The sequence below is a fragment of the Serratia grimesii NBRC 13537 genome (genome assembly GCF_001590905.1).
Taxonomy (GTDB): domain Bacteria; phylum Pseudomonadota; class Gammaproteobacteria; order Enterobacterales; family Enterobacteriaceae; genus Serratia; species Serratia grimesii.
Genome location: NZ_BCTT01000019.1, coordinates 156,900 through 172,195 on the forward strand (window position 1 = coordinate 156,900; position 15,296 = coordinate 172,195).

The 15,296-nt window shown below is 54.4% G+C and carries 13 protein-coding genes; 5 read left to right on the top strand and 8 right to left on the bottom strand.

Annotated features, from left to right (window positions below):
- Positions 1-46: 46 nt before the first annotated feature.
- The 6 genes from SGR01S_RS21625 to SGR01S_RS21650 form a co-directional block, all read right to left on the bottom strand.
- A complete protein-coding gene (locus tag SGR01S_RS21625) occupies positions 47-1,945 on the bottom strand; it encodes a bifunctional metallophosphatase/5'-nucleotidase (RefSeq protein ID WP_061808557.1) in 1,899 nt (632 codons plus the stop codon).
- Positions 1,946-2,145: 200 nt separating this feature from the next.
- The gene (gene rsmJ, locus SGR01S_RS21630; RefSeq protein WP_061808558.1) at positions 2,146-2,898 is read right to left on the bottom strand and encodes a 16S rRNA (guanine(1516)-N(2))-methyltransferase RsmJ; all 753 of its coding nucleotides are present in this window, start codon (positions 2,896-2,898) and stop codon (positions 2,146-2,148) included.
- Positions 2,899-2,906: 8 nt separating this feature from the next.
- The gene (gene prlC, locus SGR01S_RS21635; RefSeq protein WP_061808559.1) at positions 2,907-4,949 is read right to left on the bottom strand and encodes an oligopeptidase A; all 2,043 of its coding nucleotides are present in this window, start codon (positions 4,947-4,949) and stop codon (positions 2,907-2,909) included.
- A gap of 122 nt (positions 4,950-5,071) precedes the next feature.
- Positions 5,072-5,461: a TonB family protein gene (locus SGR01S_RS21640; RefSeq protein WP_061808560.1), complete on the bottom strand. Its 390-nt coding sequence runs from the start codon at positions 5,459-5,461 to the stop codon at positions 5,072-5,074.
- A 4-nt stretch (positions 5,462-5,465) separates the two neighbouring features.
- Positions 5,466-5,927 (bottom strand): HIT family protein, encoded by a 462-nt coding sequence (locus SGR01S_RS21645; RefSeq protein WP_061808561.1) that lies wholly within the window; start codon positions 5,925-5,927, stop codon positions 5,466-5,468.
- A 91-nt stretch (positions 5,928-6,018) separates the two neighbouring features.
- A complete protein-coding gene (locus SGR01S_RS21650; protein ID WP_061808562.1) occupies positions 6,019-7,455 on the bottom strand; it encodes an amidase in 1,437 nt (478 codons plus the stop codon).
- A 110-nt stretch (positions 7,456-7,565) separates the two neighbouring features.
- On the opposite strand from SGR01S_RS21650, the gene SGR01S_RS21655 reads away from it, so the two are divergent.
- Complete coding sequence (locus SGR01S_RS21655; RefSeq protein WP_037424675.1) at positions 7,566-8,465, top strand: LysR family transcriptional regulator; 900 nt, start codon at positions 7,566-7,568, stop codon at positions 8,463-8,465.
- Between the two features lie 12 nt (positions 8,466-8,477).
- Here SGR01S_RS21655 and SGR01S_RS21660 read toward each other — a convergent pair whose 3' ends face one another.
- Positions 8,478-8,882: an ASCH domain-containing protein gene (locus SGR01S_RS21660; RefSeq protein ID WP_061808563.1), complete on the bottom strand. Its 405-nt coding sequence runs from the start codon at positions 8,880-8,882 to the stop codon at positions 8,478-8,480.
- A gap of 135 nt (positions 8,883-9,017) precedes the next feature.
- Here SGR01S_RS21660 and SGR01S_RS21665 point away from each other — a divergent pair, with 135 nt between their 5' ends.
- The 4 genes from SGR01S_RS21665 to SGR01S_RS21680 all read left to right on the top strand — a co-directional run bounded on the left by SGR01S_RS21665 (position 9,018) and on the right by SGR01S_RS21680 (position 13,921).
- Complete coding sequence (locus SGR01S_RS21665) at positions 9,018-9,860, top strand: 23S rRNA (adenine(2030)-N(6))-methyltransferase RlmJ (RefSeq protein ID WP_061808564.1); 843 nt, start codon at positions 9,018-9,020, stop codon at positions 9,858-9,860.
- Positions 9,861-9,989: 129 nt separating this feature from the next.
- Entirely contained in the window at positions 9,990-11,342 is a 1,353-nt protein-coding gene (gene gorA / locus SGR01S_RS21670; RefSeq protein WP_061808565.1) for a glutathione-disulfide reductase, read from the top strand.
- A 306-nt stretch (positions 11,343-11,648) separates the two neighbouring features.
- A complete protein-coding gene (locus SGR01S_RS21675; protein WP_037424670.1) occupies positions 11,649-12,143 on the top strand; it encodes a putative pterin-binding protein in 495 nt (164 codons plus the stop codon).
- Positions 12,140-13,921 carry an ATP-binding response regulator gene (locus SGR01S_RS21680; RefSeq protein WP_037424668.1) on the top strand — a complete coding sequence of 594 codons (1,782 nt, stop codon included), beginning with the start codon at positions 12,140-12,142 and terminating at the stop codon, positions 13,919-13,921. The genes SGR01S_RS21675 and SGR01S_RS21680 overlap by 4 nt, the downstream gene beginning before the upstream one ends.
- Here the strand turns inward: SGR01S_RS21680 and SGR01S_RS21685 are convergent.
- Entirely contained in the window at positions 13,911-14,762 is an 852-nt protein-coding gene (locus tag SGR01S_RS21685; RefSeq protein WP_061808566.1) for a helix-turn-helix domain-containing protein, read from the bottom strand. The two genes, SGR01S_RS21680 and SGR01S_RS21685, sit on opposite strands and share 11 nt — an antisense overlap.
- Between the last annotated feature and the right edge of the window lie 534 nt (positions 14,763-15,296).

Here is a 15,296-nt window from a genome sequence, read left to right on the forward strand (position 1 = left end):
TATGGTAAGGGCCCAGCATGCTGAGCCCTTACCCATGCAGAGTTCATCAGGCCGGATTAATCGCCTCGATAATCACCAACTGATCGCTCAAACGCTTTTTAACCAGCGGATCGCTGGCGGCACTCAACTGCGCCTGCAGCGCGGCCTGTTGCTGCTGACGCGCTTTCGGCTCGCTGAACAGCAACCCTTTCACGTTGAATGACGCCACGTTGCCGTAACGCCCATCTTCGCTGGTGGGTACGCTGATTTTGCCGTCGTTCAGCAGTTTTTCGACGATTTTGCGCTCACGATCATAACCTTCCAGCCCGACCAACTGCCAGCGCTGCACCGCCTGCCCCTGATACTGTCCTTTTTTCACCTCGGTCAGATAACGAATGGTCAGATTGCGGATGGTACCGGCCTCTTCACCGTAATCCACCTTGCTGTCTGACAACACCGGGAACTGCATACCTTCCAGTGCGCCGCCTTTTTGCGTCAGGTGCCCCATACGGTAGCTGTTCATCCCCAGACGGATTGGGGTGCTGTCCGTCACCGGCGTGCCATCGGCCATTTGCAGATCACGAATACGCTGTCCGGCGGGTTGGCGCAGGTCGATTTTGTAGGTCACGCCATCGAAGAAATCATTGGTCGAGTATTTCGACGCGCGGCGCTGCGGGTTAAAACTGTAAGTCACGTCGCCGTCATGCAGCTGATTGAAGTAACCCGCCGACCATTCCATGTACTTCTTCAGTTCTTTGCCGCTGAGCTGATAAACGGTGATCTCGCCACCAGCATATTGGTAGTTGAAGGCAATGTCCTTGGCGGTGATGGTACCGACGTTCAGCTTCGGCCGGTCGTTATCAATCTGCAACGCGATCACCTGCGCCTGCGGCGCATAGTAATGCCCGGCTTCCTGATACAGCTTGCTGATGCCGGTATCCTGTACGTGCACCTGTGGAATGCCCTTCACCGCATCCGGCGGCACCAGATCCTGGCCGCTGAGCTGGGCGATCGGCCGGTTGGCATTGGCCCGCAGGATCTTGTGGTATGGCTGGTAAATCTCTTCCAGCTTTTTATCCGACGTGATGCCTTTGATCGGGTAGGTGTAACTGTCTTTGTTGATCAGCACGTACTTGCCGTTGTGCTGCTCAAACTGCAGATCGATGCGTGACAGCGCACGACCATATTTGTCCGGTTCGGTGACGATCACACCGTTAATCACTTCTTTATCGACTTTTACGTGCATATGCCCGGCGACGATCGCCGCCAGTTCCGGGTTAGCCCGGGCAATATCGCCCACGCCGGTCCCCGGCCGCTGATTCTCGTTGTCGATCCCCATGTGTGCCACCAGCACGATGGCGTCCACCTGCCCCTGGATCTGCTGGATCACTTGCTTCACTGCCTGGACCGGATCGGTAAAGTTCAGCCCTTTCACCCGGTCGGTGCCTTTGGCGAATTCCGCGGTCATCGGCGTATCCATGCCGATAATGCCGATTTTCACCCCCTGGCGTTCGATAATTTTATACGCCGGCAGGTAGGGTTTACCGCTGTCCCATAGAATATTGCCGGCCAGTGCCGTGCCTTTGAATTGATTGAGTGAAGTGGAAAGCGGTTTGAGGCCGAAGTCGAATTCGTGATTGCCCATCACCCAGACGTCATAGTTCAGCGCGTTAAAGCCGAGGATCATCGGGCTGGTTTTGTCGTTCTTAAAGGTCTCGACAAAGTTGCCCTGAATGGTGTCACCGGCATCTACCAGAATCACGTTCGGCTGCTGGGCGCGCACCTGATGCACCTGAGTGGCAATTTGGCTCAGGCTGCCGGCCAGATTGGCGGTGTCGGTAGAATAATCCCAGGGCACAAAGGTGCCGTGCAGATCAGAGGTGCCAAGAATGGTGATATTGACAGGTTCAGAGGCCATCGCAGAGGTACCCAGGCAAAGCAAAACAGCAAGGAGTGTCTTTTTCATTATTTATTTAATTATAGGAAGGGAAACGAAAAGGAATCATGCGATCTGGGACACAAGCTTGCCAGTATCTTTGCAAGGTAAAAAATAAAATTGGGAGGTGGATCAATGAATACCTCCCTATTTCACCCTCTATCTCTATGCCCTAAATAATTGGCGTTGTATCAAGGCGGCTTGCAGGGGCGCAGCATGCTGCGCCCAAATTAACCGGGATAGGGCATGTAGATATCGAAACGGTGACTCTTGGTTGTCGACGCCGCATGTGCCTGTACGTTAGCCAACGGCGGGGCGTAATCCGGGCGTTTCACCACTACGCGCTTGGTCGCCAGGCGACGCGCCGGTTCCAGCAGGCCATCGGCGTCATCATCGCTGCCCACCAGCGACTGGAACACCCGCATCTCCTTTTTCACCAACGCACTTTTCTGCTTGTGCGGGTACATCGGATCGAGATACACCACCTCTGGCCGTGGATCGATATCACCTAGCGCCGTGAGACTGGAGGCATGCAACAGCGTCATGCGTTCGCGCAACCATGGGCCGATCTCTGCGTCCTGATAGCCGCGCTGCAACCCGTCATCCAGCAATGCCGCCACCACCGGGTTACGTTCCAGCATCCGCACCCGGCAGCCCAGAGACGCCAGCACAAAGGCATCGCGCCCCAGACCGGCGGTGGCGTCCACCACGTCAGGCCGGTAACTGCCCTTGATGCCGACCGCCTTCGCCACCGCTTCACCGCGCCCGCCGCCAAATTTGCGCCGATGGGCCATAGTGCCGGAGACGAAATCGACGTAGATCGCCCCGAGTTTAGGTTCGTCACGCTTACGCAGCTCCAGCCGTTCGGGCGTCAAGACCAGCGCCATCAGCGCCTCGTCGTCCGAAGTTAACTGCCAGCGCTGCGCCAGAATAGACAAGGCGCCAGGATCGGCGCCTTCTTCACACAATAAACACACGCTCACCGGTGGGGTTATCCTTTAATACCGTAATGGCGCAGCATAGCATCCAGCTGCGGCTCACGGCCACGGAAGCGTTTGAACAGTTCCATCGGCTCTTCCGAACCGCCACGCGACAGGATGTTGTCGAGGAAGGATTTACCGGTTTCAGCGTTGAAAATCCCCTCTTCCTCAAAGCGCGAATAGGCATCCGCCGACAGCACTTCCGCCCACAGGTAGCTGTAATAGCCCGCCGCGTAACCGCCAGCGAAGATATGGCTGAAAGCATGTGGGAAACGGCCCCAGCTTGGTGAAGGCACCACCGCCACCATTTTCTTCACTTCCGCCAATGTTGGCAGGATCTGCGCGCCTTTTTCCGGGCTGTATTCAGCATGCATACGGAAGTCGAACAGGCCGAATTCCAACTGACGCAGAATGAACAGCGCCGCCTGGTAGTTTTTGGCAGCCAGCAGCTTGTCGAGCATCTCTTTCGGCAGCGGTTCGCCACTCTGATAATGACCGGAGATAAACGCCAGTGCTTCCGGCTCCCAGCACCAGTTTTCCATAAACTGACTTGGCAGTTCGACTGCATCCCATGGCACACCGCTGATGCCGGAAACGCCTGCGGTGTCGATCTGGGTCAGCATGTGGTGCAAACCGTGGCCGAACTCGTGGAACAGCGTGGTCACTTCGTTATGGGTGAACAGCGCCGGCTTGTCGCCCAGCGGACGGTTGAAGTTACAGGTCAGGTAAGCGACCGGCTTTTGCAGCTCGCCGTTAGCCTTACGCAGGCTGCCGACGCAGTCGTCCATCCACGCCCCGCCGCGCTTGTTTTCACGCGCATACAGGTCAAGGTAGAAGCTGCCGCGCAGTTCACCGTTGGCATCGAACAGGTCAAAGAAGCGCACTTCGGGATGCCAGGTATCGACATCCTTGCGCTCTTTGGCAGTGATGCCGTAGATGCGTTTGACCACTTCGAACAGCCCTTCCACTACGCGCTGTTCCGGGAAGTACGGGCGCAGTTGCTCGTCGCTGATCGAGAACAGGTGTTGTTTCTGTTTTTCACCGTAATAGGTGATGTCCCAGGCTTCCAGCTCATCCACGCCGTAATGCTGTTTGGCAAAGGCGCGTAGCTGGGCCAGCTCTTGCTCTGCCTGAGGACGAGCACGTTTGGCCAGATCGCTGAGGAAGCCGAGCACCTGCTCCGGGTTTTCCGCCATTTTGGTCGCCAACGACTTGTCAGCGTAGCTGTCAAAGCCTAACAACTGGGCCAGTTCGTGGCGCAGTGCCAGCGTTTCCGCCATCACTTCGCTGTTGTCCCACTTACCGGCATTCGGCCCCTGATCGGAAGCACGCGTAGCAAACGCGCGATACATTTCTTCACGCAGCGCACGGTTGTCGCCGTAGGTCAGTACCGGCAAATAGCTCGGCATATCCAGCGTCAGCAACCAGCCGTCCTGCTCTTTGGCCTGCGCCATCGCCTGAGCCTGGGCCAGCGCGCTTTCCGGCAGGCCGCTCAGCTCGGCTTGATCGGTAATCAGCTTGCTCCAGCCCATGGTGGCATCGAGCACATTGTTGCTGTAAGTGGAACCCAACTCGGACAGACGCGCGACGATCTCGCCGTAGCGACGCTGTTTTTCCGGTGACAGGCCGATACCTGACAGCTCAAAATCACGCAGCGCATTTTCTACCGACTTACGCTGTGGCGCGGTCAGGTCATTGAATGCAGCGCCTTCTTTCAGGCTGCGATAAGCCTGGTACAGCCCTTCGTGCTGCCCCACCCAGGTGCCGTATTCAGACAGCAACGGCAGCGCCTGCTCATAGGCGGCACGCAGTTCCGGGCTGTTTTTTACCGAGTTCAAATGCCCCACCGGCGACCAGATACGCGACAGGCGATCGTCAGACTCCGCCAATGGCTGACACAGGTTATCCCAGGTGAATGGCCCCGGCTGCGCGACAACGCGCTCTACCGCAGCGCGGCAATCGGCCAACGCGGATTGCACCGCAGGCACGATATCTTCAGGGCGAATAGCGGAAAACGGCGGCAGGGAAAACGGGGTCAGCAACGGATTTGTCATAGGGCAGTCCTGATTAGCGTTGGGGCCCGCCGCAGCGGGCAGGCCTTAAAATGCGTATGAATATCTAACATGGAGCCAAGCAGCAGGAAAATCAATGGCTGAGCGTTGATAGATAGTGCCATCTAGCGGAACGGTACCGTGCTCGGCGTCACTTTAGCTTTGTCATCATGCTTAAAGCGAAGGGTAATACGGTGGTCCTTGATCGGCTCGTTGGTCGGGTAGCGCCATTTGCTCATTGCGATAAAAACGGCTTTATCAAACATGCGCTCGGGCTGTGCTTCCATCACCCGGATATTTTGCACTTTGCCCGCCTCATCAATGTCGTAACACAGCACCATAAATCCTTGGTTGTTCTCCTCTTGCCGCGTTTTATCGGGGTCGACGGATAATTCCGCAAACAGATTGCGCGGAGGATTGTCCGGCTTATCGGTTGCACAACTCTCGTCCGCCTGGGCCTGAAATGCCGCCAGATAAAGCAGGGCTGCACACAGCCCTTTTATCTCCGTTTTCATCCATTCAGTCCTGATGAGAACGGATCTTCGCCGCCAGCGCGACCAGATGATCATCATCGGCACGCGCGGCATCATGAGAAGACAGGTAGCCTTCATAGCGGTCGAAAAATTTCACCGATTTCGACTCAATCGGCTGCCACTGCTCCAGTGCGGCGGTACCGTGCATCGGGATCAGTTTGGCATGCAAGTGATCAACGCCAAAACCCTCGAACACCATGCCACAACGGCCTACGTCATCAAACGCCCGGTCAAGCAACTGCGCGACTCGCTTGGTCGCCAGCATCAGTGCGCTCAGCACCTCGTCCGGTACGGCAAAGGCGTAGCTGGAATGATGTGCTTTGGGGATCACTACGCTGAAACCCTCGGTATTCGGGTAGATGGAAAGGAACGCCATATGGCTGTCGTCCTCCCAAATTTTATGGCATGGCACCCTGCCTGCCACCATTTCACAAAATACACAGCTCATCACGCCTCCTGAATGCTGCGGCGAGCCACCCGGCCCACCGCAAAAAGTCTTTCAGCAACATAGCGGATAATTTGCCGTTTGACTGCAATAGCTATGCATTTCCCGCCCAAATCGCGGGACGTCGCTGCTGCCAGGGCGCAGCCCGCTCCAATTGGCCAGCCAGTTGCAGCAGCAAATCTTCTCGACCAAAACCAGCAACAAATTGCATGCCTATCGGCAGATTGTGTTGCTTCTCGTGCGCCAAGGGCACCGACATCGCCGGTACGCCAGCCACATTAAATACCGGCGTAAACGGCGAGTGATCGAATAAGTGCGCCGTCCATTCCAGGCCGCTCATGTCCGCTGTCCCTGTGCCGTAACGGCCGAGCCGCCATGGCAAGTCGGGCAGGGTCGGGGTCAGCAGCAGGTCGTACTGCTGAAAATAAGCCCCGACGGCACGAGTCACCCGGTTACGTACCTCAAGGGCTGCAACCATATCCACGGCGCTGGCAGCCAAACCGTAGCGGTAACAGGCCAGCGTTTCCGGCTCCAGCGTTTCGCTTGATATAGGCCGCCCTGTCGCCTGACTCAAACCGTCCACCCAACCGACCAGATTGGCGCACCAGATTTGTGCATTAGCACACACCAGCTCCTGCCAACTGACGCCTATCGCCATATCCACTTCGCTAACCTGATGACCCAACTCACTCAGCAGCACGGCAGTCTCGGCCGTGGCCTGGGCGATGTGTGGATCGGTTTTCCCGCCGTTCCAGGCCTGAGTCATCATGCCGATGCGCAGTCGGCCAGGTTCAGACGTTACCTGCGACAGCCAACGCTGTGCCGGTGGTGAGGTGTAATAGGGTTCTCCGGGATGCGGATGTTGCAGGGCATCCAGTAAGGCCGCGCTGTCGCGCACCGTACGGCTCAGCCCCAGTTGGACACCAAAACCGTTGAAGACTTCATCCATCGCCGGCCCATGTGATACCCGGCCACGTGTCGGCTTAAGGCCGAATAGCCCATTCGACGAGGCAGGCACCCGGATCGATCCAGCGGCGTCAGTGGCATGAGCGATAGGCACGATCCCAGCGGCAACTGCCGCACCAGCACCGCCGCTGGAGCCGCCGGCACTGAAGTCCGGATTCCAGGGATTGCGTGTCGCGCCGTAAAGCACCGCTTCAGTGGTGGTGCTGAATGCCATCTCCGGTGTGGTGGTGCGGCCGAAGGTGACCAGCCCAGCCCGACGAATATTGCTCATCAGATAACTGTCAGCCGCCGCGATATTGCCCTGCGCCAATCGACTACCCAGCTCCAGACACTTCCCGGCCATACTGATGGCGATATCCTTAATCAGGAAAGGCACGCCTGACAGTGGGCCCTCACCCTCCGGTTGCGGTTGCGACCAATGTTCTATCACCGCATTAATCGTTGGGTTCACCGCCTCAACCGCGGTCTGCGCGGTCTGTTGCAGCTCCTGCGCACTGACTTCGCCGCGCTGTACCAGTTCGGCTAACCCCAATGCATCGTAGTTAACGTACTCGCTCAGTTTCATCGTCTCGTCCTTATCATCCGTAGTCGTTTCGTCGGCTTTCCGACATCCATTCCACGGTAGAAGGATCAGCGCTATAGTTGAAATTGATAGGTTTAATGTGAGGAATAGTTATCAACAATTTAAAGCGAGTCGATCTCAATTTGTTGGTCACACTGGAGGTGCTGCTCACGGAACGCAGTGTGACCCGGGCAGCAGAACGCCTTAACCTGAGCCAACCCTCGGTCAGTATTCAGCTCGCCAAACTGCGCGAAATTTACCATGATCCCCTGCTGTTGCCTGGCTCACGCGGTATGTTACCCACAGCTCGCGCACTCGGCCTGTTGACGCCGCTGCGCCAGACGCTGGCCGATCTTGGCCGTTTGGTTGCAGCAGAACAGCCGTTTGATCCCCTGCAGGCCGAAATGACCTGGCAGTTGGCTGCCGCCGACGCGGCCGAATATGCCATTCTGCTACCGATGTTGCCTAAACTGCGGTTGGCAGCACCACAATCCCGTCTGGCGATCCGTGAGGCATCACCCAAAACCATGAGTCGCGATCTGGCCGACGGTGTGATCGATCTGGGTTTTCTGGCCCGCGAAGAAGCACCCGCAGAACTACGTCATCGCCAGCTGTTTCACGAGAATTACCTGCTGGTAGGCCGTCGTGACCATCCGTTATTGCAGACACCGCCCTCGCTGGAGCAATTTTGCCAACTTGAATTTGTCATGATCTCACAGGACGGTGGCGGTTTTCGTACCCAGATCGATACGTTATTGGAAGCGCAGGGATTAACACGACGCGTCGTGATGTCGTTGCCACATTTTCTGTTTATCCCCACCCTGCTGGCGAGATCCGACATGGTGGCTATGCTGCCTTCACGCATGCTGGGTGAACTGCTGGGCGATCTGCGCACCTGGCCGGTACCGCTTGAACTACCCGGCTATGACATGGTGATGGTCTGGCATGAACGCTCTCACCTCGACCCGGCCCATAGCTGGCTACGCGATCAGGTGGTTACTTCTCTGGAGTAGTTCACGGCATGGCTATAGCACTTCAACTAACTCAAATTCTTCAAACACCAGCCACATCTGTGACGAAAAAGTACCTTCGCGTGTGAAAAATTCCCGATGCCCCTGTCGCCAGAAAGCCAGGCTTTTATCCCCCTCACCTTCCAACGCCGCCATCTCGGCGCTAACATCACAATAACGGATCAGCTTCAGTGAGAGCGTTCTGATAACACAGGCCGGCTCGCCCCGGCCATTAAGGATTACATTGTAATCCCCGATTACCGGTCCTTTCTCTTGTTGATAGGCAGTATAGGAGCCACAGGTTGCGGTTTTTTGCCCGTCGAGCACCAATTGCAGCAGCTCATCCGCCAACGCCGGGCTATCACCGAATGACCAGCGCGCTGCACCTGAATAGTTAGCCAAAATAGCCTGTTCTGTCATCGTCCTGTTCCCTTATAGAAGGCCTGCGGCAACGCATTTCAGTTTTTCCCGTCCAGACAGTTTATACTGTGCAGAATATAAGCCTTTATTCTGTTCAGCACGCTCCGTCGGGAGCACAAGGAATTACCACAAGCCATGTTAAGTTACCGCCACAGTTTCCACGCCGGCAACCACGCCGACGTGCTCAAGCACATCGTTCAGAGCCTGATCATTGAGTCGCTGAAAGAAAAAGAGAAGCCCTTCCTGTATCTGGATACCCACTCCGGTGCAGGGCGCTATCAGCTCAGCGGTGAGCATGCCGAGCGTACCGGGGAATACCTGGAAGGCATCGGTCTGCTGTGGCAACGTGACGATCTGCCGGAAGAACTGGCGGCCTACATGAGTGTAGTGCACCACTTTAACCGTACCGAAAAGCTGCGCTACTACCCTGGCTCGCCTCTGATTGCCCGCCAGTTGCTACGCCCGCAAGATAAAATCCACCTGACCGAACTGCATACGAGCGACTTCCCACTGCTGCGCGGTGAGTTCCAAAAGGACGAACGCGCCAAAGTGCAACGCGCCGATGGCTACCAACAGTTGAAGTCACAGTTGCCGCCACTGTCACGCCGCGGACTGATCCTGATGGACCCGCCGTACGAGATGAAAACCGATTACCAGGATGTAATCAAAGGCCTGCAGGAAGGCCACAAGCGCTTTGCCACCGGCACCTACGCGCTGTGGTATCCGGTGGTCATGCGCCAGCAGATCAAACGTATGCTGAAAGAACTGGAAGCCACCGGTATCCGCAATATTCTGCAGATCGAACTGGCGGTAAAACCCGACAGCGACCAACGCGGGATGACGGCCTCCGGCATGATCGTGATTAATCCGCCGTGGAAGTTGGAACAACAGATGAAAAACGTGCTGCCATGGCTGCACAAAATATTGGTGCCGTCGGGCCATGGCCACCATTTGGTGAACTGGGTGGTGCCGGAATAAGCTTCCGGGGCGCGGCCAGCCGCGCCTTTCCCCCACCTATCACAGCCATTGACGCAATCTTTGCGACAAACCTGCATCAGGCGTTAAACTCTTACGCTCTTCGATTCACACAATTCATGGAAATCCCAGATGACCAAACATTACGATTATCTAGCAATTGGCGGCGGCAGCGGCGGCATCGCATCGATCAACCGGGCAGCCATGTATGGCCAGAAATGCGCATTGATTGAAGCCAAAGAACTGGGCGGCACCTGCGTCAACGTGGGTTGTGTACCGAAAAAAGTCATGTGGCACGCGGCACAGATCGCCGAGGCCATTCATATGTACGGCCCAGATTACGGTTTCGATACCACCGTCAACGCGTTTGATTGGAAAAAGCTGGTCGCTAACCGCACCGCTTACATCGACCGTATCCATAATTCTTACGACAACGTGTTGGGCAAAAACAAAGTCGACGTGATCAAGGGCTTTGCACGCTTTATCGACGCCCACACCGTTGAAGTCAATGGTGAGAAAATCACCGCCGATCATATCCTGATCGCTACCGGCGGGCGTCCGAGCCACCCGGACATTCCAGGCGCAGAATACGGTATCGACTCCGATGGTTTCTTCGATTTGGATGCCATGCCAAAACGCGTTGCCATCGTGGGTGCGGGCTATATCGCGGTGGAAATTGCCGGTGTATTGAACGCACTGGGGGCTGAAACGCACCTGTTCGTGCGTAAACACGCACCGCTGCGGACTTTCGATCCGATGATTGTCGAGACGCTGGTGGAAGTCATGAATACCGAAGGGCCAACCCTGCACACCGAATCGGTACCGAAAGCCATCGTCAAAAACGCCGACGGTAGCCTGACGCTGCAGTTGGAAAACGGCAAAGAATGCACCGTCGACAGCCTGGTATGGGCGATTGGCCGCGAACCTGCGACCGATAATCTGAACCTGGCCGTTACTGGGGTAAAAACCAACGAAAAAGGCTATATCGACGTCGATAAATACCAGAATACCAACGTTAAAGGCATTTATGCGGTGGGTGATAACACCGGTGCCGTTGAACTGACCCCGGTTGCCGTGGCCGCCGGTCGCCGCCTGTCCGAACGCCTGTTTAACAACAAGCCGGAAGAGCACCTGGATTACAGCAACATCGCTACCGTCGTGTTCAGCCACCCGCCGATCGGCACCATTGGCTTAACCGAGCCGGAAGCCATTGAGAAATTCGGTGCGGACAACGTGAAAGTGTATAAGTCTTCTTTCACCGCCATGTACAGCGCCGTAACGCAGCACCGTCAGCCGTGCCGCATGAAACTGGTGTGCGTGGGTAAAGAAGAGAAAATCGTCGGCCTGCATGGTATCGGCTTCGGTATGGACGAGATCCTTCAGGGCTTCGCCGTGGCGATTAAAATGGGTGCCACCAAGAAAGACTTCGACAACACTGTCGCGATTCACCCGACCGCCGCGGAAGAGTTCGTTACCATGCGCTAAGCGCTAAAATCAGCGTAAACCAAGGCCAGGATAATCCTTGGCCTGATCTGATGACAAACACCCGAAAAACGTGGTTTTCGGATGTTTGGGGTAAACCGCAAGACATGATTCTTTGTTTTTATTAGTACCTGCATCAGGACTTTTAACTAAAGAACTCTGTCAGATATCTGAGGCCAGGATAATCCCTGGCCTTTTCTTTTCGTGCTCTTTACCATTCCCTTCAACACAAACTGTTATTTTCTGCCATTATTTTGCCTGATCAATGGGCGGAGCTCATGTAAGCATCCGCGACACTGGAGAACCCCGATGCTGTTCAAGCTATTCAAAAACATCACGTTGGCATTTTTTGCGTTGATGGTCGTCCAATCCAGCGCGCTGAGTTTTACTCTGGAAGTCTCGGGCAACATCCAAAACACCACCGACCCGGTAAAGAAAAGCTATCTGTTTACCGATAAGCAACTGTTGGCAATGCCAGTGCACAGCATCACCACGTCAACCTCCTGGACGCCGCAAAGAAAGTTCGAAGGAATTTCCGTGGCAGACATTTTGGCGCGAGTCGGTGCCAAGGGCAGTACGCTGACATTTTATGCGTTAAACGATTACTACATCGACGTGCCGCTGTCTGACGTCGAGAAATACAATATGATTTTGGCCTACAAGATGGACGGCGAAATGCTGAAGATCAGAAACTTCGGACCGCTGTTTTTGGTTTATCCCAGGGATGCCGCAGGGCCTGAGTTGAATTCCCCGCTCTACAACTCACGCTTTATCTGGCAAGTGGACAGGATCGTGATTAAATGAAACTCACAGGGTTTAAAAACAGCAGCAGGCTGGCAATCCCGGCTATTTTTGCTGCCCTTTTTCTGGTTGCCTCCGCGGTGACGCTGTATTACTACAGCGCAACACTGTCAAAAAAAGGGTTGTATGCTATTGCGGGCACGCAGGAAAATTATTCCTGGTCGATCGCAAAATTCTCTATCAAGCTAGCCGAGTTTGAAACGCTGGTCGAACAGCAGAAAAACGCACCACAAGTAGATAGCGAAGATCTGCGACTTAAATTTGAAATCCTTTATTCCCGTTTTTATGTGTTGGAAACGGTGTCTGAGTCGACCCAACCTCTGTACGCCGAACCGGGTTACCCCGAGGTTGTCGCACATATGCGCCGGAAAATGGATCAGATTGATAATTTGCTGAACAGTCCGAAGATTGATTTCTCACTTATTTCGCAGGCCATGAGGCAAATAAAGCCCTACTCGATTGAAATGGCCAACCTGACCGATCACGCAGAAGTGAAACAGCGCACCGCCGCCTACGAAGACTATATCGAAAAACGACACATCATTTTTTATGGTCTGGTGATCGTGATGTTTTCAGTGATTGCGCTCATTGCTATTACGCTGATTATGTTCCGCCAGCAGCGCCTGACTATCCGGCAACAAGCCAAAGCCATAGAGGCGGAAAAAGCCACCCGCACCAAAAATGCCTTTCTGGGTGCCATTGGCCACGAACTACGGACATCGCTGCAGAGCATTATGTCTGCCATTGATGTGCTGGTGAACACCAAGGTGTCGGCCGAACATGCGGATACTTTCCAACGGTTGGAGATTGCTGCGCAGCAAATTGAAAGCCAGATGAAAGACCTAACCGATTATGCCCATTTGGACAGCGGAATGATGGAGCTGCGTCTCGCACCGTTCGACGCTCAACGGCTGATCGAAGAAACGGCGAATGAAATCAATACGCTGAGTCAGAAAGAACAGGTGACGCTGTTGTGCGAAATTGAATGCGGCCATCTGCAGATTCATTCCGATCCACTGCGCATCAGGCAGATTATCGTTAACCTGCTGACTAACGCGTACAAATATACCGAAAGCGGTACCATCACACTGCATAGTTGCCTACGACGCCAACCCACGGGTAATTCGTTGATTATTGAGGTGACTGATACCGGCATTGGTATCGAAAAGGAGATGCTTGACCAAATATTCAGGCCCTTCACTCAATTGGATCAATCTCATACCCGCCAGTATGGTGGCGTAGGCATGGGATTAGCGATTGTGCATGGGCTGGTGACATTGCTCAATGGCACGATCACTGTCTACAGCGAGATCAAAAAAGGCAGTACCTTTATCGTCAGTATTCCTGTCGACATTAGCGACGACGAGGAGCAAGGCGAAAAACCACGGCACCACCGCAGCCTAAGACAGAATCAGCAACATATTTTAGTGGTGGATGACAATAAATCCGTGGGTGACGCCTTTGCGGCGCTGCTGGACAAACTGGGCTATCAACATGAACTGTGCAACTCACCCGAACGGGCGCTGCAAAAGCTGCTTAGGCGTCCTTATGACGCGTTGCTGTTAGACCTGCAAATGCCGGGTATTGATGGCGCTGCGTTAGCTAAACAACTGCGTAATCAGCGTGGACCCAATCGGCATATTCCGATTGTCGGCATCAGCGCCTATACCCCGGAACAGCTATCTGCCGAGCAGCGGGCGCTGTTCGACAGCTATTTAATGAAGCCAGTACGGCTTGACGCATTGTCAACGACGCTGGCTTCACTGCTGGTTAAAGATTAAAACACCGCAACAGTGCGGCTTCAATAACATGGAGTCGCACTGGCTTTTCATATGGACCCAACACGTCATAGTCACGCATTGCCCTGGCGATTTCCGATTCGCGCTGATCGGTACCCAACTGGCCCGTGAGCACCAGAACCGGCGCATCCGGGTTGTCCGAAGCACGGATGGTTTCGATGCACTGAACCGCGGTTTCCTGACCAATCAACCAGTCGACCACATATCCATCGAACAGGCTTTGTTGCAGTGCCAAACAGAAGCTGCTGACATCGTAAAAAGCGACAGCATGGAAGCCACGCCCGTTAAGGTATTTTGCCAGTTCATCAGCTGCCTGGTGTGAGTCGTCGAGTACCGCAATACTTAACCGCTCGTCTTCTACGGCAGCAGGACGAAGCTCAATCAGTTCCACACAATAACGCTGCCCTTGCGGTGCATCATCTGAACGATAAAGACACCACTGCCCGGCCTGTTGTAACGCGACATATTCCGATGTCCGCCCGCCAACCAACTCATGGCCGATATAGCCGACGCAGGCTAATTCCACGCCTCCGACATAAAAGATGGCATCCCGTGCAACAGTTTGTGCAGAGATGTCATTTTCCGTGCCCGTATCTACTATCGCCGCTGGGTTTTCCCCTAATGCCGCCGCGACATTGCTAATTTGTTCCAGCGTCCAAGGGCTTTGCCCTTTCAGCTTACGGTGCGCATGTGAAAAGCTGAGATCCAGAATCCGACTGAGCTCTTTAGCATGCTGACGTTTACCAATCCCATAATGTACAAACAGTTCTCTGACCCGGTTTGCAATCGACTGTGAATCGAATTTCTGGTGATTATTATCCATTTTTTCCTTCGATTTTTTTTGCTGTTTTTTCAGTCGTTTTCATACTTGCCGTGCAAAAAAGCGATCCAAAACTGGTATATCATACAATGTACAATCTAAACATTGCTTGACATACCACATTATATAGTCAAACATGGTACCAGAAGAGACACACAGCAACACCACAATAAAAATATAACAACAGTAAAAATGCACCACTAATAATCATAATGACACCAGGGAAAGCTCGTTTCGGTTGTTATTCTGAGAGAATGTATGCACCAGACTCTCTCCGAAACTTGGGCCGTAAGCGCTAATCTGTTTTACCCAGTTTTGAACCGGGATCCGCAAGGGTCCCGGTTTTTTATTGCCCTTTTAACGGCAACGCGATGCGCCCACCAACTCTCTCCACGGTCATCACAGAGTACGTGAGTTAATACAAAAAAATGGGGCCAGCAAGCTGACCCCATGTAACCACTCAGACAGATATCTTTAGAAACGCCAGGTGAAACCAGCGTTGACGCTGTTGTCCTGGTAGTTTTGCGACAGCAGACC